The 24,978-nt window shown below is 64.6% G+C and carries 17 protein-coding genes; 9 read left to right on the top strand and 8 right to left on the bottom strand.

What is annotated here, in order from left to right; genetic code table 11:
* Positions 1-56: 56 nt before the first annotated feature.
* The 4 genes from HWQ56_RS18850 to HWQ56_RS18835 all read right to left on the bottom strand — a co-directional run bounded on the left by HWQ56_RS18850 (position 57) and on the right by HWQ56_RS18835 (position 4,346).
* Positions 57-926: a MurR/RpiR family transcriptional regulator gene (locus tag HWQ56_RS18850; RefSeq protein ID WP_199267078.1), complete on the bottom strand. Its 870-nt coding sequence runs from the start codon at positions 924-926 to the stop codon at positions 57-59.
* Positions 927-1,086: 160 nt separating this feature from the next.
* On the bottom strand, positions 1,087-2,076 hold the full coding sequence (locus HWQ56_RS18845; protein WP_158154317.1) for a hydroxyacid dehydrogenase: 990 nt from the start codon (positions 2,074-2,076) through the stop codon (positions 1,087-1,089).
* Positions 2,076-2,903 (bottom strand): HpcH/HpaI aldolase family protein, encoded by an 828-nt coding sequence (locus HWQ56_RS18840; RefSeq protein ID WP_158154316.1) that lies wholly within the window; start codon positions 2,901-2,903, stop codon positions 2,076-2,078. The genes HWQ56_RS18845 and HWQ56_RS18840 overlap by 1 nt, the downstream gene beginning before the upstream one ends.
* Positions 2,904-2,915: 12 nt before the next feature.
* Positions 2,916-4,346 (bottom strand): NAD-dependent succinate-semialdehyde dehydrogenase, encoded by a 1,431-nt coding sequence (locus HWQ56_RS18835; protein ID WP_176571464.1) that lies wholly within the window; start codon positions 4,344-4,346, stop codon positions 2,916-2,918.
* 193 nt (positions 4,347-4,539) lie between these two features.
* Here HWQ56_RS18835 and iolD point away from each other — a divergent pair, with 193 nt between their 5' ends.
* Complete coding sequence (gene iolD / locus HWQ56_RS18830; RefSeq protein ID WP_176571463.1) at positions 4,540-6,411, top strand: 3D-(3,5/4)-trihydroxycyclohexane-1,2-dione acylhydrolase (decyclizing); 1,872 nt, start codon at positions 4,540-4,542, stop codon at positions 6,409-6,411.
* Positions 6,411-7,304 (top strand): myo-inosose-2 dehydratase, encoded by an 894-nt coding sequence (gene iolE, locus HWQ56_RS18825; protein WP_199267077.1) that lies wholly within the window; start codon positions 6,411-6,413, stop codon positions 7,302-7,304. Before iolD ends, iolE begins: the two co-directional genes overlap by 1 nt.
* On the opposite strand, the gene HWQ56_RS18820 is transcribed toward iolE, so the two are convergent.
* On the bottom strand, positions 7,292-8,236 hold the full coding sequence (locus tag HWQ56_RS18820) for a LysR family transcriptional regulator (protein ID WP_158154313.1): 945 nt from the start codon (positions 8,234-8,236) through the stop codon (positions 7,292-7,294). The genes iolE and HWQ56_RS18820 overlap by 13 nt on opposite strands.
* Before the next feature lie 117 nt (positions 8,237-8,353).
* On the opposite strand from HWQ56_RS18820, the gene HWQ56_RS18815 reads away from it, so the two are divergent.
* Entirely contained in the window at positions 8,354-9,853 is a 1,500-nt protein-coding gene (locus tag HWQ56_RS18815) for a CoA-acylating methylmalonate-semialdehyde dehydrogenase (RefSeq protein WP_158154312.1), read from the top strand.
* Positions 9,854-10,230: 377 nt separating this feature from the next.
* Here HWQ56_RS18815 and HWQ56_RS18810 read toward each other — a convergent pair whose 3' ends face one another.
* From HWQ56_RS18810 to HWQ56_RS18800, 3 genes are all read right to left on the bottom strand, one after another.
* Positions 10,231-10,617: an ester cyclase gene (locus HWQ56_RS18810; RefSeq protein ID WP_176571462.1), complete on the bottom strand. Its 387-nt coding sequence runs from the start codon at positions 10,615-10,617 to the stop codon at positions 10,231-10,233.
* A 60-nt stretch (positions 10,618-10,677) separates the two neighbouring features.
* On the bottom strand, positions 10,678-12,753 hold the full coding sequence (locus HWQ56_RS18805; protein WP_176571461.1) for a TonB-dependent receptor: 2,076 nt from the start codon (positions 12,751-12,753) through the stop codon (positions 10,678-10,680).
* A gap of 97 nt (positions 12,754-12,850) precedes the next feature.
* Positions 12,851-13,243 (bottom strand): DUF2946 domain-containing protein, encoded by a 393-nt coding sequence (locus tag HWQ56_RS18800; RefSeq protein WP_176571460.1) that lies wholly within the window; start codon positions 13,241-13,243, stop codon positions 12,851-12,853.
* Positions 13,244-13,528: 285 nt separating this feature from the next.
* Between HWQ56_RS18800 and HWQ56_RS18795 the strand changes: the two genes are divergently transcribed.
* The 6 genes from HWQ56_RS18795 (at position 13,529) to HWQ56_RS18770 (ending at position 24,962) form a co-directional block, all read left to right on the top strand.
* On the top strand, positions 13,529-16,165 hold the full coding sequence (locus HWQ56_RS18795; RefSeq protein ID WP_176571459.1) for an ATP-binding protein: 2,637 nt from the start codon (positions 13,529-13,531) through the stop codon (positions 16,163-16,165).
* A complete protein-coding gene (locus HWQ56_RS18790; protein ID WP_176571458.1) occupies positions 16,158-16,799 on the top strand; it encodes a response regulator in 642 nt (213 codons plus the stop codon). The genes HWQ56_RS18795 and HWQ56_RS18790 overlap by 8 nt, the downstream gene beginning before the upstream one ends.
* A gap of 247 nt (positions 16,800-17,046) precedes the next feature.
* Positions 17,047-17,943 (top strand): AraC family transcriptional regulator, encoded by an 897-nt coding sequence (locus tag HWQ56_RS18785; RefSeq protein WP_176571457.1) that lies wholly within the window; start codon positions 17,047-17,049, stop codon positions 17,941-17,943.
* A gap of 221 nt (positions 17,944-18,164) precedes the next feature.
* A complete protein-coding gene (locus tag HWQ56_RS18780; RefSeq protein WP_176571456.1) occupies positions 18,165-18,722 on the top strand; it encodes a fimbrial protein in 558 nt (185 codons plus the stop codon).
* Positions 18,723-18,967: 245 nt separating this feature from the next.
* Complete coding sequence (locus tag HWQ56_RS18775; protein WP_176571455.1) at positions 18,968-21,481, top strand: fimbria/pilus outer membrane usher protein; 2,514 nt, start codon at positions 18,968-18,970, stop codon at positions 21,479-21,481.
* Between the two features lie 175 nt (positions 21,482-21,656).
* Positions 21,657-24,962 carry an autotransporter outer membrane beta-barrel domain-containing protein gene (locus HWQ56_RS18770; protein WP_176571454.1) on the top strand — a complete coding sequence of 1,102 codons (3,306 nt, stop codon included), beginning with the start codon at positions 21,657-21,659 and terminating at the stop codon, positions 24,960-24,962.
* Positions 24,963-24,978 lie beyond the last annotated feature (16 nt).

Genomic DNA, 24,978 nt, shown 5'->3' with positions numbered 1-24,978 from the left:
CGAGCTGGCGCCCGGTCCCACAGGGGTAGCCCGCGGGAACCCGGTGCGCGTGGACGTCAGGCGCCTGTGACGGTGGGGATGCGGGGTGGGTCGGCCTGCTTGAGGCGCGAGGCCACGGCCACGGTCAGGGCTTGCACCAGGCACATGGGCGCGGCCAGGGAGCGAGAGAAGGTGTAGTCGTGCTCAGGCACGGCGAAGAGCACCGAGGCGGTCTTGGCGATAGGCGACAGGGTGCTGTCGGAGATGGCCACGATGGGTACCCCGGCGGTCTTCGCTTCCTCGGCGACATTCACCACTTCGGTGGCATAGAACCGGAACGACACCGCGATCAGCAGATCCTCGGGCCGCATGGTACGGGCAATGTGGGTGGCCAGGCCGCCGCCGGCATCCAGCAGCAGGCAGCGCTTGCCGAGCATGGTCAGGCCATAGCGCAACAGCTCCACCACAGGCGAGGACCGCAACTGGCCTATCAGGTACACCGTATCGGCTTTTTCGATGAGGTTCACGGCCGTGGACAGGTCCGCGGTACTGGTGCGCTCCAGCATGTCCTGCAATGAAGCGATGTCGCGTAGCACCAGTTCGTGCAGAAAGCTGTATTCGGACGTGTCCTCGCGGTTCTGCAGCTCGCTGTTGAGCACCCGCAGCCGTGCTTCGAAACCCGGCGCCGCGGTTTCCAGGCGGCGCTGGAACAACACCTGCAACTCCTTGAAGCCCTTGTACCCCAGCGCCTGGGCGAAGCGCACGAAGCTCGACGCGTGGATCTGGCAGCGCTCGGCAATGCTGTTGACCGATTGCACCGCCACCTCGTTGGGGTTTTGCGTCAGGTACACGGAGATACGCTGGTAAGTCTTGCTCATCTGATCATGGCGCTCATGGATCAGGCGAATCAGCTCTTCGTAATCCTTGGGTGGATCAACTGCTTGCATGTACTGCCTCATCTTGGGGCCGCTCGCAAAGGACGGCCCAGCGGTTGTATACAATACCCTTTACCTTACAGCCTGCGGCCCGAATATCAAGCCACCGCTGGCACCCGCGTGCCAACTGAAACGCCCGGCACGGGGCCGGGCGTAGGGGGTGTCGCGCGGCTCAGGCGGGCAGGGGCACCGTGGCCGGGTCCAGGTGTTCGGGGTTGACCACCAGGCTGGAATCCACCGTGCCCTCAAGGAAGTTCATCGCATTTTCAATGGAGGACAACGCCATGCGCTCGCTGCACTCGGCGGTCAGCCCGGCGATGTGCGGTGACAGAACGGCGTTGTCATGGGTGAACAGCGGGTTGATGCGGGTGGGCGGCTCCTCGTCGAACACGTCCAGGCCTGCGCCCGCCACATGCCCGCTGGCCAAGCCCTCGGCCAGGGCCCGTTCGCACACCACGCCGCCCCGGGCGGTGTTGGCGATGATCACCCCAGGTTTCATGCGCGCGAACTCCTCGGCACCCAGGGTCGGGCGGTCGCCCCGGGGGGTATGAATGGAAATGAAATCGGCCCAGGCCAGGCCTTCTTCCAGCGACACCGGGCGCACCGAGCCCTCCGGCCAGCCAGTTCGCTCCAGGTAAGGGTCGTAGGCGCGCACCTGCATGTTGAAACCCGCGGCCATCTTGGCCAGGTGCCGGCCGATACGGCCATAGCCGATGATCAGCAGGTGACGGTTGAAGACCTCTTGTGGCTCAAGGCGATTGCGCCAGCCCCACTGGCCGATTTCCCGTACCGCACGGTCGGCACGCAGGGCGCGCTTGGCACAGGCCAGCAGTTGGGTCATGGCATGCTCGGCCACCGAAATGGAGTTCACGTCGCCCACCACCGTCAGGCCAATACCCCGCGCGTTCAGTGCTGCTAGGTCCACGGAGTCGTAGCCCACCCCGTGGCGTGACACCACCTTGAGCTTCCTGGCCTTGGCGATGGTCGCCGCCGACAACGGCTGCGTACGAATGACCAGGGCATCGGCTTCGGCGATCAGCGGCGCATAGGACGCTTCGGAGACTTCCTCGACGTAATCCACGATCACGCCCCGGCTTTCATACGCCTTGAGCAACGCCACTCCCGAGGGGTGCATCTTGCCTGCTACCAGTAGACGAGCCATCAGTAGGCCTCCTTCTTGACGTTCTGCGCGGTGGCTTTCGGTTCCACGGCCCCGGCCGTGAGGTTGCGCCAGGTGGCCACCGACTGGGCGCTGGCCGCGGCCAGCAGGCGGGTGTCACCGGACACGGTGGTCATGTCGAACCCCCATTCGATGGCCCGTGCCGCGTATTCGGGCGTGCCGCAATGCAGGGCGGCCTTTTTGCCATGGCGGTGGCACGCGGCAAGAATGGTCTTGATGGCCTCGATGACTTCCGGCTCCTCGCGGTCGAAGGCCGGCGTCAGCTCGCCACGGGACAGGGAAAACGCCAGGTCCGCGGGCCCTACGTAGATGCCGTCAAGGCCCGGGGTGGAGGCGATTTCCTCGAGGTTGGCCATGGCTTCGGCGGTCTCGATCATGGCGAAACCGAGAATCTCGTCATTGGCTTCGGCGGCATAGTTGGCGCCCGCCGGGTAGGCCGCGCGGGTGGGGCCGAAGCTGCGCTCGCCCAACGGTGGGTAGCGCAGGTAGCGCACGAACTGCTCGGCCTGGGCGCGGGTGTTGATCATCGGGCAGATGATGCCGTAGGCGCCGGCATCCAGCACTTTCATGATCCAGCTGGGGTCGAGCCAGGGCACCCGCGCCATGATCACCACGTCGGACGCGCGCATGGCCTGGAACATGCCCAGCACGTCCTTGTAATCCACGGCGCCATGCTGGATGTCGATGGAAATGGCGTCGTATGCCTGGGCAGCCATGATCTCGGCGCTGAAACTGCAAGGGATGGACAGCCAGCCGTGCAGCACGGGACGTCCTTCAGCCCAGATCTGGCGCAATTTATTTTTTTTCATCGTTGGCCTCTCTTAGAACACAAGTTGAGCGAGCTTGGTATCCAGGTAGTCGTTGATGCCCTCGGTGCCGCCTTCGCGGCCCATGCCGGAGTAATGGGTGCCGCCGAAGGGGGCTTCGGCGGCGGCCATGGCAAAACTGTTGATGCCCACCATGCCTGCCTTCAGCGCGGCCACGGTCCGCCGCGCCACGTCCGGCGAGCGGGTGAAGGCATAGGCCGACAGGCCCATCGTCGAAGCATTGGCGCGGGCCAGCACCTCGTCTTCGGTGGTAAAGCGGGTAATGGCGGCAATGGGGCCGAAGTTTTCCTCGGCGAACACCTGCATGTCGTCGCGCACATCCACCAGCACCGTGGGTTCGAAGAAATACCCACGTTCAAGGTGGGCCGGGCGCTGGCCACCCAAGGCGATTCTCGCGCCAGCCTGCACGGCGGCCGCGACCACCGACTGCACCTCATCCAGGCGGCTTGCATTGATCAGCGGCCCCATGCCGGTGTCCGCCTCGAAGCCGTCGCCCAGTTTGATCTTGCGGGTGCGGCTGACAAAGCCTTCGACGAACGCGTCATAAAGGCTGTCGTGCACGAAAATACGGTCAGGGGTGACGCACACCTGGCCACAGTTGGCGAACTTGGTCGCCACGGTCAGGTCCAGGGCGTTCTCAAGGTCGGCGTCCGGGTAAATGATCAGGGGCGCGTTGCCACCCAGTTCCATGGAGACTTTCTTCACGGTGGCGGCGGCGTCGCGGATCATCTGCTGGCCGATGCGGGTGGAGCCGGTCAGCGAGACCTTGCGCACGCGGGGGTCTGCCATGATGGGCGCGTAGGTGTCGGCGGTTGAACCGGTGACCAGGTTCACCGCACCTTCCGGCAACTGCCCGGCGCGCAGGCAGTCGACCATGATCATGGCCACCCCCGGGGTTTGCGAGGACGGGCGCAGGACCACCGCGCACCCCGCGGCCAGCGCTGGCGCCAACTTGCGCGCGGGCAGGGCAGCGGGGAAGTTCCAGGCGGAAAAGGCGCCGACGACGCCCACCGCTTCGCGGGTGACCTCAAAGCGCCCGCCCGGCACGCGGCTGTCGATGATGCGGCCATAAATGCGCCGCGCTTCCTCGGCGCACCAGCGGAACTGTTCGTAGGCCAGTACCCACTCACGGCCAGCCTGGGCGATGGGCTTGCCTGTTTCCGCGCAGATCATGCGCGCCGCCTCGTCGCTGCGCCGCACCATTTCGTCCGCTACCTTGTGCAGAGCCTCGGCACGGGCGTAGCCGCCCATGGCTCGCAGCGCGGGCAACGCATTATGGGCAGCGTCCAGGGCGGCCAAGGTGTCTTCGCGGCTGGCCAGGGGCACCTGGCCCAGCGGCTGCTCGGTCACCGGGGAAATGACGTCGGCGGTTCTGGAGCTGGAGGTCCAGCGCCCACTGATGAAAAGTCCGTATTGTTCGTACATGGTTTTATTCGGCTTCGTTGGTTTCGTGGTGCGTCCCGGGGCGGGGACTCCTGTGGCGGCGTGGCTGTCATGGAAAAGAATCGAACCGCGGTATTCCCTCGTGAAGATACGTTTGCAATAATCATTGCGAGATGCTCATATTGTCAATATGTATTCCTAAAACAACAATGGCAGTGCTTCTGGAGGAAATGAAATGACCCGCGAGACTGTGCGCATGACCATGGCCCAGGCCCTGGTACGCTACCTCTGCAATCAGTTCACCGAGATCGACGGGCAGCGTGTTCCGCTGTTTGCTGGTGTGTTCGGTATTTTTGGCCACGGCAACGTGACCTGCCTTTCCGAAGCCTTGGAGACTGTCCAGGACGTATTGCCCACGTGGCGCGGCCAGAACGAGCAGTCCATGGCATTGGCCGCCATCGGCTTCGCCAAGGCCAAGCGCCGCCGCCAGGTCATGGTGGCCGCGACCTCCATCGGCCCCGGTGCCTTGAACATGGTGACCGCCGCCGGCGTGGCCATGGCCAACCGCTTGCCTGTGCTGTTGCTGGCCGGCGACACCTTCGCCAGCCGCTTGCCTGACCCGGTGCTGCAACAGGTGGAGCATTTTTCCGACCCATCCATTACCGCCAACGATGCGTTCAAGGCGGTGGTGCGTTACTGGGACCGTATCGTTCACCCCGAGCAACTGCTGCAGTCGCTGCCCCAGGCTGTGGCCACCTTGCTCGACCCTGCCGATTGCGGCCCGGTGTTCATCGGCCTGGCCCAGGACACCCAGCAGGTTGCCTTCGACTACCCCGAAGTGTTCTTTGAACCCAAGGTATGGAAGATCCCGCGCCCGCGCCCAGACCGTGAAGCCGTCGCTGCCGCTGCGGCGCTGCTCAAGGGCGCCAAGCGGCCGTTGATCATTTCCGGCGGCGGCGTGCGCTATTCCGGGGCCGAAGAGCAACTGGCGAAATTCGCTGCCGAGCGCGGCATTCCGGTGGTGGAAACCATCGCCGGCAAGGGCGCGCTGACCCACGACCACCCGGTGCATGCCGGCCCCATCGGCATTGTCGGCTCTACCTCGGCCAACAGCCTGGCCAAGGAAGCCGACGTGATCCTGGCCATCGGCACGCGCCTGCAGGATTTCACCACCGGTTCCTGGACGGCATTTGCCCCTGACGCCCAGTTCATTTCCCTCAATACCGCGCGCCACGATGCCATCAAGCACCGTGCCTTGTCGGTGGTGGGCGATGCCCTGGAAAGCGTAACCGAACTGGACGCCGCCCTGGGCAGCTTCAAGGCCGACGCCACACTGATGGAGCGGGCCAAGGCACTGTTCGTGGAATGGAACGCCTTGCTGGACCATCACCAGCAGGTCAGCGATGCGCCCGTGCCATCCTATGCCCAGGTGGTGGGCGTGTTGAACAAGGTCGCGGCCCCTGGCGATACCCTGATTTCGGCCGCCGGCGGTACCCCGGGGGAGGTAACCAAGGGCTGGCGGGTAAAGAGCCCGCACACCTTCGATTGCGAATTCGGCTTCTCGTGCATGGGCTACGAAATCGCCGCCGGCTGGGGCTGTGCCATGGCCCAGGAAGGACCAGGCGCCACGGGCGGCACACCCATCGTCATGCTCGGTGACGGCACCTACATGATGATGAACTCCGACATCTATTCCGCCGCGCTCACCGGCCACAAGATGATCGTGGTGGTATGCGACAACGGTGGCTACGCCGTCATCAACCGGCTGCAACAGGCCAAGGGTGTGCCCGGTTTCAACAACCTGCTCACCGACTGCCGTGTGCAGAACCGCCACGCCCCGCTGCACGTGGATTTCGTCAAGCACGCCGAGGCCATGGGCGCGAAAGCCCGCCACGCCAACAACCTGGCCGAACTGGAGCAGGCCATGAAGTGGGCCCAGGGCAATGACGGGGTGACGCTGATCTCCATTGTCTCCGATGCCTGGAAGTGGGTGCCGGGCGACGCCGACTGGGATGTGGGGGTGCCCGAGGTCTCGACCTTTGAAAGCGTGCGGGCCGCCCGTGCCGCGCAGGAAAAAATCCGCGAAGCGCAACGGTTGGGGGTGTGATGATGAAAGCACGACTGGGTATTGCCCCCATCGCGTGGTGGAACGACGACCTGGAGGAGCTCTCCGACGACGTCAGCCTGGACGAATGCCTGCGCCAGGCCTCGGTCGCCGGGTTCACCGGCATGGAAACCGGCCGCCGCTTCCCCATGGACATGAAGGAACTGGGCCCGGTACTGGCTCGGCACGGTATGTCGGTGTGTGGTGGCTGGTTCTCCGGGTTGCTGCTCGACGGTGACCTGGAGGCCGAGAAAGACCGCATTTCCCAGCAACTGGCGTTCTTCGTGGCCGCCCAGGCCCCGTGCCTGGTGTACGGCGAAACCGCCCGTTCGATCCAGGGTGTGCGTTCGGCGCCGCTGCGTTCCAAGCCGGTGATCTCGGAAACGGAAATGGCTGCCTATGGCCGCAAGGTGTCGGACTTCGCTGACTGGTGCGCGGCCCAGGGCATGCCCCTGAGCTATCACCACCACATGGGCGCGGTAGTAGAGACCGAAACGGAACTGGACCTGTTCATGAAGCATTCGTCGGTGCCGCTGCTGTTCGACGCCGGCCACATGGCCTACGCCGGGGGTGACCTGTTGCGGGTCATCGACAACCACCATGCCCGCATCAACCATGTGCACACCAAGGACATCCGGCGTGCGGTGGTGGACGGCCTTGACCGTTCGCGCGACAGCTTCCTCGACTCGGTGATCCGGGGCGCTTTCACCGTGCCCGGTGACGGCAGCCTCGACTTCCAGACGCTGGTCAAGGCCCTGGCGGCCAAGGGCTATGAAGGCTGGTTCGTGGTGGAAGCCGAGCAGGACCCGCACCTCAACCCGCCGTTGGAAATGGCCCGCAAGGGCCATCGGGAGTTGCTGCGGGTGATGGCGGCCGCGGGCTATCAAGTGGCCTGAAAAGACCGCCCCAGTTGCTGCTTGAGGTAGTTGACCAAGGCCGTCACGGCCTTGGGCACATGGGGGGAGTACGGCCGAATCAGGTAGATTTCATCGGCGAATACCCCCTTCAGCGTCCAGTCCTTGAGCACGCGCACCAGGTGCCCGCTGGCCAGCGCCGCCTGGGCGCTGAAGTCGGGCAGCAGGGCGATGCCCAGGTGGTGCAAGGCCGAATCGCGCAAGGCTTCGCTGTTGTTGGTGGCGAAGCTGCCCGCGATGGGCACCGTCTGACGGTCGGGCTCCTTCTGGCCCCGGCGGGGGCGTTCGAACGTCCAGGCCGGCTGGTCGTTGCCGCGTGGGTAGTACAGGCAATTGTGCGTAGTCAGGTCGCCGGGCTCACGGGGCTCGCCGTGGCGGTCCAGGTAGCCGCGGGTGGCCACCAGCAGCGACGTGGTATCGCACAGTTTCCACGCCACATGGGTTTCCGGCACCTGGAAGCCGTGGCGCACGGCCAGGTCGTAGCCTTCGGCCGCCAACGAACTGAGGGCGTCGGAGACGTCCAGCTGCACGCGCACTGCAGGGTACACCTGCAGGAATTCGGACAAGTGCGGCACCAGGTGCTGGCGGGCGAAAGCCACGGGCGCGGTCAAGCGTACCAGCCCCCGTATTTCCCCGGCCGAGTCGCGCACCGAGGAAAAACTGCGGGCAATGTGTTCATAGGCGCTGCGTACCTCGCGGGTCAGCGACTGGCCGGCATCGGTCAGGCGCACACTGCGGGTGGTACGGGTCACCAGGCGCGTGCCGGTGGCCTTCTCCAAGTCCGAGATACGCTGGCTGACTGCGGATTTGCTGACCCCCAGGCGTATGGCCGCCGCCGTGTAAGTGCCTTGTTCCTCCAGCACGGAGAGCCAGTGGATGTGGCTCCACAAACCTTCGATCTCGGATTTTTCCATCGGCTTATTGTTCGCTGTGCAAGACAATCAGTTTTGTATTCTGCTCTGGATAGGAACAAAGCGAAAGCCTAAGGTGGTGCCCACACGCCCCATTCGATTGCCATCAGGGAATTCGCCATGACCACTACCATCGAGCATTACATCAACGACCAGCGCGTTTCACGCGACGACCGCTACCAGGACGTGTTCAACCCGGCCACCGGGCAAGTGACCGGGCGCGTTGCCCTGGCCAGCCAGCAGACCGTGGCCGAAGCCGTGGCTGCCGCCAAGGTGGCCTTCAGCGGCTGGAGCGATACCCCACCCATTCGCCGCGCGCGGGTGCTGTTCGAGTACCTGCACCTGCTGCGCGAACGCAAGGACGAACTGGCGCGCATCATTACCGCCGAGCACGGCAAGGTGTTCACCGACGCCCAGGGCGAAGTGGACCGCGGCATCGATATTCTTGAATTCGCGTGCGGCATTCCCCACCTGCTCAAGGGCGAGCACACCGACCAGGTCTCCCGCGGCATGGACAACTGGACCCTGCGCCAGCCCCTGGGCGTGGTGGCGGGCATCACACCGTTCAACTTCCCGGTAATGGTGCCGATGTGGATGTACCCACTGGCCATCGCCGCCGGCAACACCTTCATCCTCAAGCCCAGCCCTACCGACCCGAGCGCCTCGCTGTTCATGGCAGAGCTGCTGCGCGAGGCCGGCTTGCCAGCGGGCGTGTTCAACGTGGTGCAGGGCGACAAGGTAGCGGTCGATGCGCTGCTGGAGCACCCTGATGTGAAGGCCATCAGCTTCGTCGGCTCCACCCCCATCGCCCAGCATATCTATGAGACCGGCGCTCGCCACGGCAAGCGCGTGCAGGGCCTGGGCGGAGCGAAGAACCACATGGTGGTGATGCCCGATGCCGATATCGAGCGCACCGTCGACGCCTTGATCGGTGCGGCCTACGGCAGTGCAGGCGAGCGTTGCATGGCCATCTCCGTGGCGGTGCTGGTGGGCGATGTGGCGGACAAGATCGTTCCCGCCCTGGTGCGCCGCGCGAGCGAACTGCGCATCACCGATGGCCGTGACCTGAAAGCGGAAATGGGGCCTATCGTCTCGCGCGCCGCATTGCAACGCATCAATGGCTACATCGCCCAAGGCGTCGAGGCCGGGGCGCAACTGCTGCTCGATGGCCGCGACTACACGCCCGCCGAAGCCGACCTGCGCGATGGCTTCTGGCTGGGGGCGACGCTGTTCGACCACGTCACCGCCGACATGAGCATTTACCGCGAGGAAATCTTCGGCCCGGTGCTGGCGTGCGTGCGGGTCAGTGACTTCACCGAGGCGCTGACGCTGGTCAATGAGCATGAGTTCGGCAACGGCGTCAGTTGCTTTACCCGCGACGGCAACGTGGCCCGAGAGTTCTCGCGGCGCATCGAGGTGGGCATGGTCGGCATCAACGTGCCGATTCCGGTGCCCATGGCCTGGCATGGCTTCGGCGGTTGGAAGAAAAGCCTGTTCGGCGACATGCATGCCTACGGCACCGAGGGCGTGCGCTTTTACACCAAGCAGAAATCGATCATGCAGCGCTGGTCGGAGAGCATCGAAAAGGGCGCCGAGTTCAGCATGCCGGTTTCCAGATAAGGGGCGGTGTTTGCCCGGAAAGCGCCGCGCAGGCGGCGCTCGATCTTGAGAGCGGCACAACAACATCGCCGGGCGGCTGGTAGCCCTGGTGCAATCCCCAGGCAGGAACGCTGATGAGCATTCTGTCGGCTCGTCTTGCAATCGCGCCAAGGCCACCAGGCACATGTCCTGGTTATTACTGCGCCTTTGAAATCGAGCGCCGCCCGCGCGGCGCTTCCCGGGCGGAGCCCGGTCCCACATCTGTTTCGGGCCAGTTATGCCTGGGAAATCGCCTGTTCCGCCTTGTGTGTTCACTACAGAACTTCGTAGGCACCCCCCACTTCCCTGGTACTCCGTTAAGAATCTTCAAAAAGCCCGGTGGGTGAAGCGGCGCGCGGCTAGAGCTGCTGTTCGATGGCGGCGCGGTCGACCACGGACCACACCTCCACGATCCGGCCGTCATCAAACCGGTAGAAGACATTTTCGCTGAAAACGACGTGCTTGCCGTTTACCGGCAGTCCCAGGAACGAGCCTGCCGGGGTGCAGCGAAAGATCAGGCGGCTGGCGACCCAGGGCGGGTCGCAGGCCAGTTGTTCGATGTGGAAGCGCAGGTCCGGTATGTCCCGGTAATTGCCCTCCAGCATGGCCTGGTAACCCGCCAGGCCTAGAGGCTTGCCGTTGTGCCGGACTTGCGGAGCCACGAAGCGGCCCAGGTGGGGCCAGTCCTGCTGGTTCAGGCAGGCGATGTAGTGCCGGTAGGCGCTGGCGAGGTCGGTGGGGTGCATGGCCGGGCTCCGATGAATCACAGCACCAGCGTAGCACCTGCCCGACCCCGCAGCGGACCGCTAGAAGTCCAGGCTGATGCCGGTGTACAGCGCCCGGCCATCGCCCGGCGAATGCAGCGGTGCCAGGGCGCCGTCCGCGTCGTACCACACATACTCGTAGTAACGGTTGGCGAGGTTCTTGAGCTGCAGGTCCAGGCTCACGTGCTCACTGACTTTCCAGGTGGCGCCCAGGTTGAACAGCACGTAGGCGCCATACTTGCCCTCCACGTTGTTCTTCTCCAGGTAATAGTCGCTCTGCCCATTCATCCACCCCGTCAGTTGCACGGTCGGTGTCAGCTGGTAGCTGGCGCCGGCGTTGTACACGTGGTGGGGAATGTGGTCGATCTCGTTGCCTTCGCTGTCGGGGTAGGTGGCGCCGGCCTTGAGGATTTTCGAGTACTGCCAGGAGTAGGCCAGCCAGGCCTCCGTGCGCGCGCCGGCGTGCAGGTTGACTTGCAGGTCGTAGCCCCAGCGCCGGGTCTGGCCGACGTTGTCGGAGGCGCCGGTGGGGTCGTTGAGCCGGCGGCTGACTTCACCCGAGGCCTTCTGTTGCCAGTAGGCCAGGCGGCCGTCGATCCAGCTGGCCGGAGTGAACTTGACCCCGGTTTCCCAGCCGTCGTTGATCGACGGCGCCAGGTCATCGGTTTGCGGCGGGATCTTGTAGCTGGACGATCCCGTGCCCACCTGGAAGGTACGGCCCCAGTTGGCGTACAGGCTGGCCACCGACCAGGGCGAGTAGACCACGCTCAACTTGGGCTGTTTGATCAGCCCGTAGTCGTTCATGTCGTAGTGCACCCCGGTCATGTGGTTGGTGAAGTCACCGCTGAGCTTGTCCACCCGATACGCCGGAATGACTTTGAGGGTGTCGGTGGGTTCGATCACCGCCTGCACATAGCCACCCACGGTGTTGAAGTCGAAGTGCTGGTCACGGGTCTGGGCCGTGCGCACCCGCTCCACGGTGCTGTAGCGCTCGCTGATGTTCTGCTGGCGCTGGGTGTCCAGGCCACCTTCCAGTGCCAGCGCATGCAACCAGTCCACCTGGGGGCGCCAGGTCAGGGTGCTCATGGCGCCGTACTGGGTTTCATAGGCGTCGCGTTCCTGTTGGGTACTGGCGCTCCAGTAGCGGGTCCAGCGGCGGTCGTCGAAGGTGTTGAGGTAGGTCTTGGCGGCTAGCGACAGGTCGTCGGCAAGGTCCGTGTCGAAGTGCACGCTGGCGCTGTTCATGCGTCGCGTGCCCTGGTCGGTGTCGTTGTAGCTGTTGGTCATGGTTGGGTGGCTATGGGCGTTGGCGCCGGTGAGGTAGCCGGGCTCGTCGGCCTGACCTTCGTAATGTCGCAAGATCAGACCGATGCGATACGCCTGGTCGTCCGGGGTGTAGAACCACTTGCCGGCCACTGACACGCGGTCCTGATCAGCGTGATCGCGGTAGCCGTCGGACTTCTGGTAGGCGAGGAAATAGTTCTGGGTCCAGTTGGCGCTCTCGATGCCCTTGGCCAGCTGGGTCTCGCGGGTGCCGTAGCTGCCGTAGCGCACCCGCGCCTTGGTGTAGTCGCCACCGATGCGGGTGTTGATGTTGACGTTGCCGGCGATGTTGTTCAGCCCATAGCGTGGGTCGCTGGTGCCGCGCACCACTTCGATGGTGTCGATGTCCAGCGGGAACACCATGTCCATGAACGGCATGTTGCCGTCGTTGCTGTTGCTGGGGATACCATCGATCAGCAGCTTCACGGCATTCACTTCACCCTCGCCATTGAAACCGCGAAAGGAAAGCTTGCCGGAGGTGGTGCCCTGGTTGAACTCGGTGAGCTCCACGCCGGGTAGCCGGCTGAAGAGCTCCCAGCTATAGGTGACCGGCATTTTCTCGACCACGTCGCCGCCCAGAATGTCCACTGAACTGAGCACGCTGGTGGTGGACAGGGGGCCCCCCGGCGCGCTGTTGACGGTAACGGTGCCCAGCGTCAGCGTCGAGTCCTGGGCGGTGCCGGCGAAGGCGTGGGCAGCGGGCAGGGCGGCGAGGGCGCCGCAGGCCAGCATCGACGCATGAAACGGACGGGCAGGCGAACGCCGCGCTTTTTTACGGTTGCGCTGTAAAGCCATGGTTCACAGTTCCTGGTGAGCCAATTGATGAGTCGCACACGTGCGCGCAGGCCCGCACCGGGCTGGCGTCACATGGCTGAATGAAGGTCGGTACCGCTCAGGACAGCGGGGAAGCGCGGGGGTTGAGGCTGGTCCAGCGAAAACGCGGCGCCAGCGCGGGCACCGTGGGGTGGGTGAGGGGGGCTTGGGCCAGGTAATGGGGCGGTGGCGCGCGCCAGTGGCTGGGCGGCGGCCCGGCCATGCCCGAGGCACCGCAGCAACAGCAGTCGCCGTGTTGCATCTTGTGCGGGTGCGGGTCCAGCACATCGATGAGCCGGCGACCCTCATCGTGCATCGCGGGCATGCCGTGCATGGCACAGTTATCGCCCATCATTGCCGTGGGCATCCCCTCCATCAGCTGCATCTGCCGGGCATGCAGGGGCATGGCCAGCAGGTTGACCAGCACGGCCATGCAGGCCAGCCAGTGGCTGAGGTGTCGACGTGAGAGCATGCGGGCGTCCGTCATCGGGGGACGCATTCTAGCCGCAGGTGGGTGTGGTAAGACAGCGGTTTGCGGTGTTTGGATGCCTGCGGCGCAACCCGCGATATAATCGCACCTGAAAATCGCCTCACCCGGGAAGCAGGCGCCGGTCGCAAAAGCCGCATAAACTCCAATGGCCATTCGTTGACGGCGGGCTGGCCCTCCCCACGTGCCCAGTCAGACCGTCCAACCGCCCCCGCGCTTGAAAATCCGTACAGGGTCGGCAGCCCCTTCCCTCTGAACGGATGTAACCCCATGCCGGAATACAATTACCGCTTGATTCGCAAGCTGGCCACCACCTCGCTGCGCCTCAACACCGTGCTGCTCTGCGCGGTGTTCCTGAACCTGTTGATGCTGGCAGCCTGCACCTGGGCCCTGAGCCGGGTGGTGTCCGAGGAACGCAACAAGGTATCGCTGCATTTCAACCGGTTGATGGGCGACATCCGCCAGCACGAAGACTTCCTGACCCAGATCGCGCAGCACGGCGACCACGCGCCAAGCCGCCAGCCCGCCCAGGGGCTGCAAACCCAGCACGCCCTGGTGGCCGAAACCAGCGACGCGCGTGTCTACGAAGGGCGGCAGTTCACCTTTTCCATGCCCTTCACCCTGGCCCAGCAGCATGCCCGCAATGAACCGAACCCGGGCAACTTCACGTTGGGGATGCTGCTGGCCACCTTCTACAGCAGTTTTTGGAGCACCTCGGCGTATCCGGCGCCGCAGCTGCTCGTCATGGGCGCGCAGGGCAACACCAGCCTGGCGGTGCCGGCACTGGGGCATTTCGCCGGTCGCCCGCCCTTGACCCTGGGCAGCTACCTGCCGACCGTGGCGCAGATCCACGCCGGGCTTCAGACCCAGGCGCCTTCGGCGGTGAACCAAGGGGTAAGCTGGGGGCGCTCGCACACGCCTGGCGAGCTGCTGGGTTACATTGCGTTCAAGCTGCCTGACGCCCTGTGGTGGGCGCCGGACCTCAAGCGCCGCGTGGTGGCCGTGACCCTGCTGGACCTGGAACGCCTGAACAACCCCGAGCAGGTGTGGGAGCGCCCGCTGTACGACCAATTGCAGCTGCAATCCCCCCGGGGTAATTCGCTGATGGACGCGGTGGGGCGGGCGGATGACTATGCGCAGGGCTTGAACTTCGCTGCGCAGGGCATTGTGTTCAAGGTCGGCGGCGCGGCGGCTGGCGGCTGGGTAGCGCTGTACCAGCTGGGTTACCAGCATTTCTTCGGCTATGCCAAATGGCAGTTGCTGGGCGGTGCGCTATTGCTGCTGATGAGCCTTTTCGGCAGTTGGGCGGCCACGCGCTGGTACTCGCGCAAGGTCGTCTGGCCTGCGCGCCAGGCCAACCAGATGGTCGCCGAAGCGAAGCGCAGCGCCGATGCCGCCAGCGCCGCCAAGTCCCGGTTTCTGGCGACCATGAGCCATGAAATCCGCACGCCGCTCTATGGCGCCTTGGGTACCCTGGAGCTGCTGGGGCGAAGCGCACTGAACCCTCGCCAACACCACCATCTCAAGGTCGTCGAGCAATCCTGCACCACATTGCTTCACCTGGTCAGCGATGCGCTGGACGTGTCCAAGATCGAGGCCGGCGAGATGACCCTGGCGTATGCGGCGTTCGACCCCCATGCACTGGCCGAAGAAGTAGTGGCCGGCTACGCGGGCATGGCCAAGGGCAGGGGCGTGCACCTGCAGCTGCGTGTCGACGACAATGTGCCTGGCCTGGTGCAGGGCGATGTGCTGCGTACCCGACAGGTCCTCAACAACCTGATCAGTAACGGTCTGAAATTCACCGAGGCCGGTAGCGTGGCCTTGCAGGTGAAGGCGGACGTGGTGGCTGACAGCGCGGTCCTGCACTGGCAGGTCACCGACACCGGCGTGGGCATCGCCCCCGAGCAACAGCGCCGGCTGTTCGAACCGTTCTACCAGGCCCATGCTCCCGAACACACCATCAGCGGCACGGGGCTGGGGTTGTCCATTTGCGCGAGCCTGGCCAGCTTGATGGGCGGGCGTCTGCAGGTTGCCAGTCAGCCAGGCGTGGGCAGTACCTTCACCTTCAGCGTCACCCAGGCCGTGCTGAACCGGCAACGCCCATTGGCCGCACCCGGAGCCTCGGAGGGCGACACATTCACCCCGCTTGGGTTGCGGGTGCTGGTCGCCGAGGACAACCCGCTGAATCGGGCACTGCTTCAGGAGCAATTACAGACGCTGGGCTGTCGGGTGACCCTGGCCGAGAACGGCCGCGTGGCGTTGGCGCAGTGGGCGCCAGGGGCGTTCGACGTGCTGTTGACCGACGTCAACATGCCGCTGATGACGGGCTACCAGTTGGCCAATGAACTGCGCCGCCAAGGCGCCGCGCTGCCCATGGTGGGCCTCACGGCCGGTACCGGGCATGAAGGGACCGCGCTGGTCGCCGCAGCCGGCATGGACGCCTGGTTGGTCAAGCCGGTGAGCCTGGGTGACCTGCATCAGCTACTGCTGCGGCTGTGTCCCCCAGGCGATGGTTCAATGCCAGCCCCGGTCCCGTCTGCCCCACCTGTGGACCGCGTCGAGTTGTCCCCAGCCCTGCGCGCCCTGTTCGACCACACCCTGCGCGCCGATATCCAGGTGCTGCGTGATGCCGCGCTGCGCCTCGACCGGGTTGCGCTGGGGCAACAGTTGCACCGCCTGTGCGGTGCTTTGGCCGTGGTCAAGGCGCATGCCCTGAGCCAAGCCTGCGAAGCGCTTGAAAGGCAACTGGCCCAATGGCCTGAACAGCAGCCCTTGCCGCCCGCTTTCGCCGTGCTGGTGGAGCGTATTGAACGGCTGCTGGTCAAAGCGCCGGGCGATGGCACGCCTGGGGCAAACGGTGAGCCCACGCCTTCGATCACTGGTAATGGATTTGAAAGTCATGAATAGAATGAGTGTCGTGATAGCCGATGACCACCCGATCGTGGTCATGGGGGTGCAGGAAATCATCGAGCGGGACGGCCGCTTCAAGGTCGTGGGCACTGCCCATGGGCCCAGCGAGTTGGTCAGGCTCTACCAGGCGCATGCGCCCCAGGTGGTCATCACCGATTACACCATGCCGGGTGACGACACCTACGGCGACGGCCTGAAGCTCATCGACTACCTGCGCCGCCAGTTTCCGGACACGCGCATCCTCATCCTGACCATGCAATCCAACCCGCTGATACTGTCCAGCCTCTATGACCTGGGGGTGTCCGGGGTGATCTCGAAAAGTGGCGACCTCAACGAAATCATGGTGGCCCTGCGCGCCTTGTCGCGCGGGCGTGTGTACCGCGGACCAGGTACCTCGCCGGCGGGGTCGGATACCGCTGACGTGCAGGCGCGGGTCGCGCGGTTATCGGTGAAGGAGTATGAAGTACTGCGCCACTTCGTGTCCGGCATGAGTGGCCGGGAGATTGCCTTGTTGCTCAACCGCAGTACCAAGACCGTCAGCGCCCAGAAGATCTCGGCCATGCGCAAGCTGGCGGTGGACAATGACCAGGCGCTGCTGACGTTCTGCGCCAATGCCAGCCTGTTCCCTTGACGGCTCTGGCGGGCTGCATCACCCGGCGCTCGCTGTCCTTCGGCAGGTGTCAGCCCCAGGCCCGGCCCCTTGACGGGCACTTTCAGATTTATCTTAAAGACGCCCTTCACCCTGAACCGCAGAATTGACCGGATAACGCCGCCAGCGTCATCGGCGCCACGACGCAGAACCCGTTCGCGCGGTTGCCATTGCGAATGCAACGAGTCTGGACCGGTGGGATGGCACCCGCTTACTCAGGACCCCTGCCATGCCCCAATACCCCCTTCAACATGAGTACCGCCGCAGCGATACGCCCCTCGCGCTTCACCCTGGCATGTCCTTGCTCAAGTCCAGCGCAGGCTTGGGGTGGAAGACGGTCTATGCCGAAGTCACGGATGAAATGCCCCACCAGGCCACCTACAAAAGAACCCGCGACCTGTGGTTCGTGGTGCCATTGCGGCCCTTGAAGATCACCCTGCACAACAACTTTCGACGCCAGCACGGATTGCTGCGCCCCGACAGCATCGTGGTCACCGGGCCCAAGGAAATCCTGCAGGTGGAGCTGGCCAATGCCACCCGCGTGCTGCATGTGTTCATCCGCGCCGAAGTCTTCGAAGAAGTGGCCAGCAGTCCGGTTTATCCCGGTGAGCGGTTGCGCCTGCCGTTGATCTCCATGTTCGGCCTGCAGGACCGCGGCCTGAGCCTGATGCTGCGCAGCATCAAGCGGGCCATGGACCACTCCGGCAGTGTGGCGGCCATGAAGACCGAGCACCTGGCACGGGCCATTGCTTTTCATACACTGGAGTTGCGCGATGCCTGGCGCGGCCAGGTGGGCAGCGCCCGGCGGATGCAGGCATTCGACCCTGTCATCGCGCATTTGCGCGCCAACCTGAGTGCGCCGCTGCGGGTGGAGGAACTGGCTGCCATCGCCGGCCTCGGCCGTTCGGCGTTCATCCGCCAGTTCAGGGCCACCCTGGGCCAGACGCCTCATCAATACGTGATGCTGGAGCGGGTGACCAAGGCTTGCGAGTTACTCAGAAGCCAGGCGTCGACCCTCAGCGATATCGCCCACGAGTGCGGCTTCTCGGACCACGCGCATATGTGCGCAAGTTTCAAGAGCCTGATGGGAATAACCCCGTCAAGTTATCGGGACGAGCGCCGTTGAACGGGCTTGTTGTGCAACTTGAAATACAGTGTTGTACCGATTGAAAAAATAAAGCGCTGTTTCTACAAAGTGCGGCATTTTCTAAAAGACCGATAAAGACCCAGTACCGATAATTGTCGTGCCGTCATGAATGCAGCCTGAGGCCGATGGCAATAAGGGGTGCACTTCACGCGGAACGCGGATGGCGTTTGTCTGAAACTTTCTGGATGGATATAGACGTGATGAAGAAGCAGTTTAAAGTGTCTTTGGGCAGCGCGGTATTGAGCCTGGTCGGGCTTGGCCTGATGTCGCAAGCCGCTGTTGCGGCAGATGCGGGAACCATTACCTTCAATGGCAAGGTGACCGACGAAACCTGTGAAGTCACCACCGGCTCCAACGGTGACTTCACGGTAGACCTGGCCACCGCTAAAGTGGCTGATCTGGCGCAGGCCGGTGATACCGCTGTGCCGTTGAACTTTCGCATCGCCGTGAATAATTGCTCGGCGTCGGTACAGAACGTACGCGCGCAGTTCCTCTACGACGCCAGCCTGGTGGACTTGAGCACCGGCCTGTTGAAGAACCAGCTGAGCGGTGCCACCGCTGCCACGCAAGTGGGCCTGCAATTGTTCAACATCGATGATAACAGCGTGATCAAACCCGGTGATGCCGGCGCGGCGAAGAGCTTTGCGCTGATCAACAAAGCCGCGGAAATGACCTACGGCGTGCAGTACTACGCCACCGGTGCATCGACGGCGGGCCTGGTCAAGAGCCAGGTTAAATATCAACTGAGCTACAACTGAGCCAATACCCCTGCGTGCGCTCCATGCAGGGGTATCCCGGCAGTGCGCCTCGCTTTCCTCAATGGCTGGCTGCTTGACCCCACACGAAACGGTCGAGTCATACGCGTCGGTAACAACGCCGTCAAATGCTTGCAAACCCCCGCCACGTTGTTGTGATGAATATGAACTGTTTAGCTCGCTCTCCTGGCGTGGGCGGAAGGTTTCCGCGCGCCTCGACTTCCGGTTCGACCCTGCGATTCTGGGCCGTGCTGTGTCTCGTGTTCCACTGGCCAGCCAAGCCCGCTTGGGCGGCGCAATCGGCACTGCCACCGGCAGCCGCGCAGACGGTCCATCCGGACGCGCAATTCGACAGCTCATTCCTGGTGGGCAATGCCAAGCACCTGGACATGTCGCGCTACCAGCAAGGTAATCCCGTGTTGCCAGGGCACTATGACCTGGACATCTACTTGAACGGCAAGCAGGCCTCCCGGGCACGCATCGAATTCGTCGATGTGGGCCACGGCAACATTGCCGAAGCCTGCTTCACCATGGCCGAAATGCGCCGCATCGGCATCGACACTCCACCCCAGGCCGAGGGCCAGGGGTGCCGCACCGTGGCCGCGGCCATCCCCAACGCCATCGCCTACGCCGACCTGTCGGAGCAGAAACTCTACCTGCAGGTTCCCCAGGCAAGCTTGCGCCGCGTGCCCCGTGGGTACGTGGAGGCGCAATACTGGGACCCGGGCGTGACTGCGGCGAAGCTGGACTACAACCTGAACTACTTCGGCACCCAGAATGATGACTTCGGCAGCACCGATTCTGCCTACCTGGGGTTGCGCGGCGGGTTCAACCTGGGCCTGTGGCAGTTCAGGCACAATGCCAATGTCACCTGGACCAATGGCACCAAGGCACAGTGGAACCGGTTGTCGACCTACGTGCAGCGCCCGGTGGCGGGGCTTAAAAGCCTGGTCACCCTGGGCGAGATCAATACCAAGGGCGTGGGCTTTGACAGCGTGGCCGTGCGCGGTGCCAGCCTGGCATCGGACGAGCGCATGTTCCCGGACTCGCAGATCGGCTTCGCGCCCACCATTCGCAGCTTTGCCCGCACCAACGCGCGGGTCGAGGTTTGGCAGAACGATATCAAGATCTACCAGACCACCGTGACCCCGGGTAACTTCGTGATCGACGACCTGTACCCCACTGGCTATGGCGGTGACCTCAATGTGGTGGTCACCGAGGCGGACGGCGGCGAGCGGCGGTTCGCCGTGCCGTATTCGTCGGTGACCAACCTGCTGCGTCCGGGGCGCAGCCAATATGAACTGGTGGCCGGTAAACTGTATAACCAGGCCCTGTCTTCCGACGCCCACCTGCTACAGGGCACGGTGCACTACGGCTTCAATAACTACCTGACCGGTTACGGCGGTCTCCAGGCCAGTGAGGGCTTTCACGCCGGGCTGCTCGGCGCTGGCCTGAACACGCCGATGGGGGCATTCTCCCTGGACCTGACGCAGGAACACACCGACCTGGGCAATGGCCAGGGCTCGGCGTCCGGGCGCAGCGTGAAGCTGGCCTACAGCAAGATGCTCACCGATACCAAGACCAATGTCACCCTGGCCGCGTACCGCTACTCCTCATCCAGGTACATGACCCTGTCGCAGGCGGTCGATGCCCGCGCGCAGGTCAAAGACCCGGCTTTTCGGCAGGACTGGTTGTGGAACGGCAACGAACGCGATCGCTTCGACATCAGCATCGACCAGCCCGTGGGCAGCTATGGTTCGGTGTTCCTGACCGGCTCCAGCAGCAAACGCTGGAGCGGCATGGACACATCCAGCCGGCAATTCCAGGTGGGTTTCAACGGGCACCTGGGCGATGTCAGCTACAGCCTGTCGGCCAGCCGAGACGATGATCAATTCGCCGGCGCGCAAACCCAGTATTTTCTCAGCCTGACCTTGCCACTGGGCAGCAGCACCCGGTCGCCGAGCTTGAGCACCCAGTACACCACAGCGCCGGGGCAGGGCAGCACGTTGCGCAACTACCTCAGCGGCACGGCCGATGAGGCGGGGCGCCTGAGCTATGGCGTGGCCCAGGCCAGCGATAGCAACACCTCCAGCTCTGGCAGTGTGAATGCCCAGTACCGCGGCCGCCGCAGCACGGTGCGCGGCTCTTACGAGCAAGGCAGCGACTACAAGGCATATTCCCTGGGTAGCGATGGCAGCATGGTGGTGCATAGCGGTGGGGTGACCCTGTCGCCCACCACCGGCGAGACCATTGCCGTGGTATCGGCGCCGGGCGGCGAGGGCGCGACCATTGGCGGGCTGTCCGGCCTGGAGCTGGACAAGCGTGGCTATGGGGTAATGCCTTACCTGTCCCCGTACCGCATGAATACCATCAACCTGGACCCCAAGGGCAGCTCCATGGACGTTACTTTCCAAAACACCACACAGCAGGTCGCCCCCTACGCCGGCGCCATCGTGAAGCTGGACTTCAAGACGCGCGTCGGACAATCGGCCGTGATCCATATCACCAACGGTGGGCATATTGCCTTGCCGTTCGGGGCTGACGTACGTGATGCCGGTGGCAATGTGGTAGGCGTGGTGGGCCAGGGCAACAATGCCTTCGTACAAGGTATCGCCGATGCCGGCACCCTGTCGGTCAACCTGCAGGGGGGCTCCAGTTGCCAGATTGCCTACCGCCTGGGCGAACGCGGGGCAGGTCACCCCATGGTGAGCGCCCAGGCGCCGTGCATTCATGCCGCAGGCTCGGGTTTGAGTAGCCGATGAGCAGCCCATGAGCAGCTTGGCGCAAGGCTCCCTGGCGCAACATCAGCCGCACTTTTGAACAAGCGCGGCCGTTTATCAAAGACCGTTCATTGGCCCTGTCCGCAAGATTGTCCTGCTCGATTCACCTGGCGACGCTGGTCGTCAATGCAGACGTACCGTCTTGAGGAGTCAATGAATGACCCTGTTCCAACGCAGGTTCAGCAGCGTGGCAGTCGGCCACGCAATGTTGGCCGTGATGATCTCGGCATCGGCTGCCGAATATGACCAGATAGATCTCTCTTCCAGCGCGGGGCAATCCCTGGTCCTGGATGGCGACCACGTTACCCACAGCGGCGCGGGTCCAACCATCAATGTCAGCGGCGCGCCCAATGATTTTCTCGGCCTGGGCCTGGATGTCAGGGCTACAGCCGCCACCAACAACGACGCCGTGGTGGCCGTGCAGGCCCTGAACGGCGGCAAGGCGGCGCTGGAGCGCTCGACCCTGATCGCCAATGGCTACTTCGGCGACGGTGCCAGCGCCAGCGGTGCCGGCAGCATGCTGCGGTTGCAGGCCACCAGCGTCATCACCAACGGTGCGCGTGGCCGGGGCGTGGTGGTGGCGAACGGGGGCGCGGCGCAACTCACCGGTGGCGTCGTCAGTACCACCGGCATGATGGCGGATGGGGTGTCGGTTATGGGCGCTGGCACCACGATCAGCGCCGACGGCGCCACCGTGTCCAGTACCGGCAACGTTGCCTATGCCATCCGCGCCCAGGACGGCGCCCAGGTGCAGTTGCACGACACCACGGCGATCACCTATGGCCAGTATGCGCCGGTGTTTGGCATGACCGACGCCGGTACCGTGATCCGGGCCGACGGCGTTACCGCCGAGTCCCACAAGGCCCAAGGTGTGGACATGCAGGAGGGCGTGTTCACCTTCAGCAATGGCAGCCTCAAGGCCATGGGCGATGGCATCCTGATCCGGCCCGTGGGCCTCAAGCCCGGCGGCCAAGCGACGGTCAGCCATTCGCGCATTGCCTCGCAGACGGGCAACGGCGTGAACCTCAACGCCAGGGAATCGGTGCTGCACATGACCGACGCCCAGGTCACCACCCGGGGTGACTCCGGCTCCGCGATCTGGATGCCGGGCAGCGGCAGTCGGGCCGATGTGCAAGGCAGCGATCTGGAAACCTGGGGGCGCCTGGCGACCGGCGTCGATAACCGCGCCGGGGCGTTCACCATGAACGGCGGCAGCCTCACCACCCACGGGGACTCGGCCTATGCCCTGTACGCCTCGACCGATATGGTGGGTAACCAGGACCCCGGCACCGATCCCCGCGCCACCTTCGATGTACGCGATGTGGCCGTGGAAACGTACGGCAAGGGTGCCATGGGGGCGGTGGCGCGTTTGCCGGGGGCGCATATCAGCCTGGAGGACAGCCAGGTACTGACCCACGGCGATCTGGCCCATGGCCTGTTCGCCGCGGGTCGCGAAGCAACGCTGCAGGCGACGCGCACCGAGGTAGTCACTCAAGGGGCATCTGCCTATGGCCTGGCGATCAGCAATGACGCCAGCATGAGCCTGCAGGCCTCGTCGCTTCGCACCCAGGGCGCGAAAGCCTATGGCATTGTCAGCCAAGCCACCGAGGCAGGGGTGACCAACCACCTGGCCCTCACCGATAGCGTGGTGGGCACGCAAGACGCCAGCGCCGTGCGGGTGTCCGGCGGCAGCCTGGTGGCCAGCCTCACCAACAGCCAGCTCACAGGGCGCAGCGCGGGCGATGGGGGCAGCGTGTTGTGGCTCACCGACGCCGCGAACGGGGTCGCCGCTGGCAAGGTCACCCTCGACAGCAGCGCGTCGTGGCTGCAGGGCGACGTGCAAGTGGACGCCGGCGCCCTGGAAATGAACCTGCGTGACGCGTCGACACTGGACGGCGCGGTGCGCGACAGTCCACAGGCCAGCGGCGTGGACATCGATGCCACCAGTGCCTGGCGGCTGCGCGGCGACTCCGCCCTGGCCGCCCTGAACAACGATGGCGTGGTGGCATTCGCCGCGGCCCCGAGCGGGGGTTTCATGAACCTGCGTGTGGCCGGTAACCTGACGGGCGATGGCTATTACGCCATGAACACCGACCTGGGCGAACAGCGTGGCGACCGCGTGGAGGTAGGCGGCCAGATCATGGGCAGCAATCAGTTGCTGGTGCGCAACAGCGGCGCCGAGCCCACCGCCGGTGGCCAGCGATTGACCCTGGTGCAAAGTCAGGGCGGTCCCGGGCGTTTTACCCTGGCCAACCGCGGCGCGCTGGTGGACGCCGGCACGTATCGCTATGCCTTGCGCAAGGAGGAGGGCATAGCCGGGGTGAACTGGAACCTGGTCAACGTTGGGCAGCTCTTACCGACGCCTGAGCCAGGTGAACCGACTGACCCGGGCGTGCCCGTACCGCCTGAACCGACCGTGCCTGTCGAGCCCCCTGAAGCTCTGTTGCCCCCTGTGCCACCGACGCCGACGCCGACGCCGACGCCCACGCCGACACCGACCACGCCGACACCGCCCACGCCGCCCACGCCGACACCGCCGACACCGGTTAACCTGTCCACGGCGGCCAGCGCGGCCATCAACAGCAGTGCCCTGGCTACATTGCGCGACACCTGGGACGCGGAACGCGGTAGCCTGATTCAGCGCGTGGGTGACCTACGCAACGGCGGCGCGGGGCAGGGCCTGTGGCTGCGCAGCTACGGCCAGCATCAGCGTTTGGACAATGGCGTGGGCCGTGACTTTTCCCAGCACATCAACGGCGTTCAGCTGGGCGCCGACGCCCGGCTGAGCACGGCCAGTGGCACCTGGGTACTGGGGGCGCTGCTCGGCCATAGCCAGGCCGATCGCCGTTTCAGCGGCGAAGGCAGCGGCAAGCTGGACAGTGCCTACGTGGGTACCTATGCCACCTACCTGGACGACTCGGGCTGGTACACCGATAGCCTGGTGACCCTCAACCGCTGGTCCACGCGTCTCGACGTGCGCGCCAGTGACGGCGCCAGGGTCACCGGCCACTCGCGCAGCCACGGTGCCGGGGTTTCGCTGGAAACAGGCAAGCGGTGGGCGCTCGCCCACGACTGGTTCATCGAACCGCAGGTGCAGTTTTCCGCGCTGTATGCCAGTGGCGATCGTTACGCCTTGAGCAATGGCCTGCACGTTGACGCCAGTTCGGGAGTCGCCACCCAGTTGCGCGCTGGCACACGCATCGGGCGCCAGCTGCGGGGTGATGCCGCATGGCAACCCTACCTTGCATTTGGCTGGACCCAGGACCTCACGGCACGCAACCGCATCAGGACCAACACGGTCGCCAGCCACCCTGATGGCAATGGTGGGGGCTGGTACGCCGGTGCCGGGCTGACCGGGTCCCTGGGGGCCGGCCATCAGGTGTACGCCGACATCGAAACCAGCGATAGCCCGGCCCTCAAGCGCCCGTGGGCACTGAACGCCGGGTACCGATACCAGTGGTAACAGGCGTCCCACCGTT

Origin of the sequence: Pseudomonas eucalypticola (assembly GCF_013374995.1) — a bacterium.
GTDB classification, from domain to species: Bacteria; Pseudomonadota; Gammaproteobacteria; order Pseudomonadales; family Pseudomonadaceae; genus Aquipseudomonas; species Aquipseudomonas eucalypticola.
The sequence above is the reverse complement of the archived record's forward strand: the minus strand, read 5'-3'. Positions and strand labels throughout refer to the sequence as shown.

Coding starts and splice junctions, on each gene's coding strand:
- HWQ56_RS18850 (WP_199267078.1), bottom strand. CDS start 926: ATGCAAGCAGTTGATCCACCCAAGGATTACGAAGAGCTGATTCGCCTG.
- HWQ56_RS18845 (WP_158154317.1), bottom strand. CDS start 2,076: ATGGCTCGTCTACTGGTAGCAGGCAAGATGCACCCCTCGGGAGTGGCG.
- HWQ56_RS18840 (WP_158154316.1), bottom strand. CDS start 2,903: ATGAAAAAAAATAAATTGCGCCAGATCTGGGCTGAAGGACGTCCCGTG.
- HWQ56_RS18835 (WP_176571464.1), bottom strand. CDS start 4,346: ATGTACGAACAATACGGACTTTTCATCAGTGGGCGCTGGACCTCCAGC.
- iolD (WP_176571463.1), top strand. CDS start 4,540: ATGACCCGCGAGACTGTGCGCATGACCATGGCCCAGGCCCTGGTACGC.
- iolE (WP_199267077.1), top strand. CDS start 6,411: ATGATGAAAGCACGACTGGGTATTGCCCCCATCGCGTGGTGGAACGAC.
- HWQ56_RS18820 (WP_158154313.1), bottom strand. CDS start 8,236: ATGGAAAAATCCGAGATCGAAGGTTTGTGGAGCCACATCCACTGGCTC.
- HWQ56_RS18815 (WP_158154312.1), top strand. CDS start 8,354: ATGACCACTACCATCGAGCATTACATCAACGACCAGCGCGTTTCACGC.
- HWQ56_RS18810 (WP_176571462.1), bottom strand. CDS start 10,617: ATGCACCCCACCGACCTCGCCAGCGCCTACCGGCACTACATCGCCTGC.
- HWQ56_RS18805 (WP_176571461.1), bottom strand. CDS start 12,753: ATGGCTTTACAGCGCAACCGTAAAAAAGCGCGGCGTTCGCCTGCCCGT.
- HWQ56_RS18800 (WP_176571460.1), bottom strand. CDS start 13,243: ATGCTCTCACGTCGACACCTCAGCCACTGGCTGGCCTGCATGGCCGTG.
- HWQ56_RS18795 (WP_176571459.1), top strand. CDS start 13,529: ATGCCGGAATACAATTACCGCTTGATTCGCAAGCTGGCCACCACCTCG.
- HWQ56_RS18790 (WP_176571458.1), top strand. CDS start 16,158: ATGAATAGAATGAGTGTCGTGATAGCCGATGACCACCCGATCGTGGTC.
- HWQ56_RS18785 (WP_176571457.1), top strand. CDS start 17,047: ATGCCCCAATACCCCCTTCAACATGAGTACCGCCGCAGCGATACGCCC.
- HWQ56_RS18780 (WP_176571456.1), top strand. CDS start 18,165: ATGAAGAAGCAGTTTAAAGTGTCTTTGGGCAGCGCGGTATTGAGCCTG.
- HWQ56_RS18770 (WP_176571454.1), top strand. CDS start 21,657: ATGACCCTGTTCCAACGCAGGTTCAGCAGCGTGGCAGTCGGCCACGCA.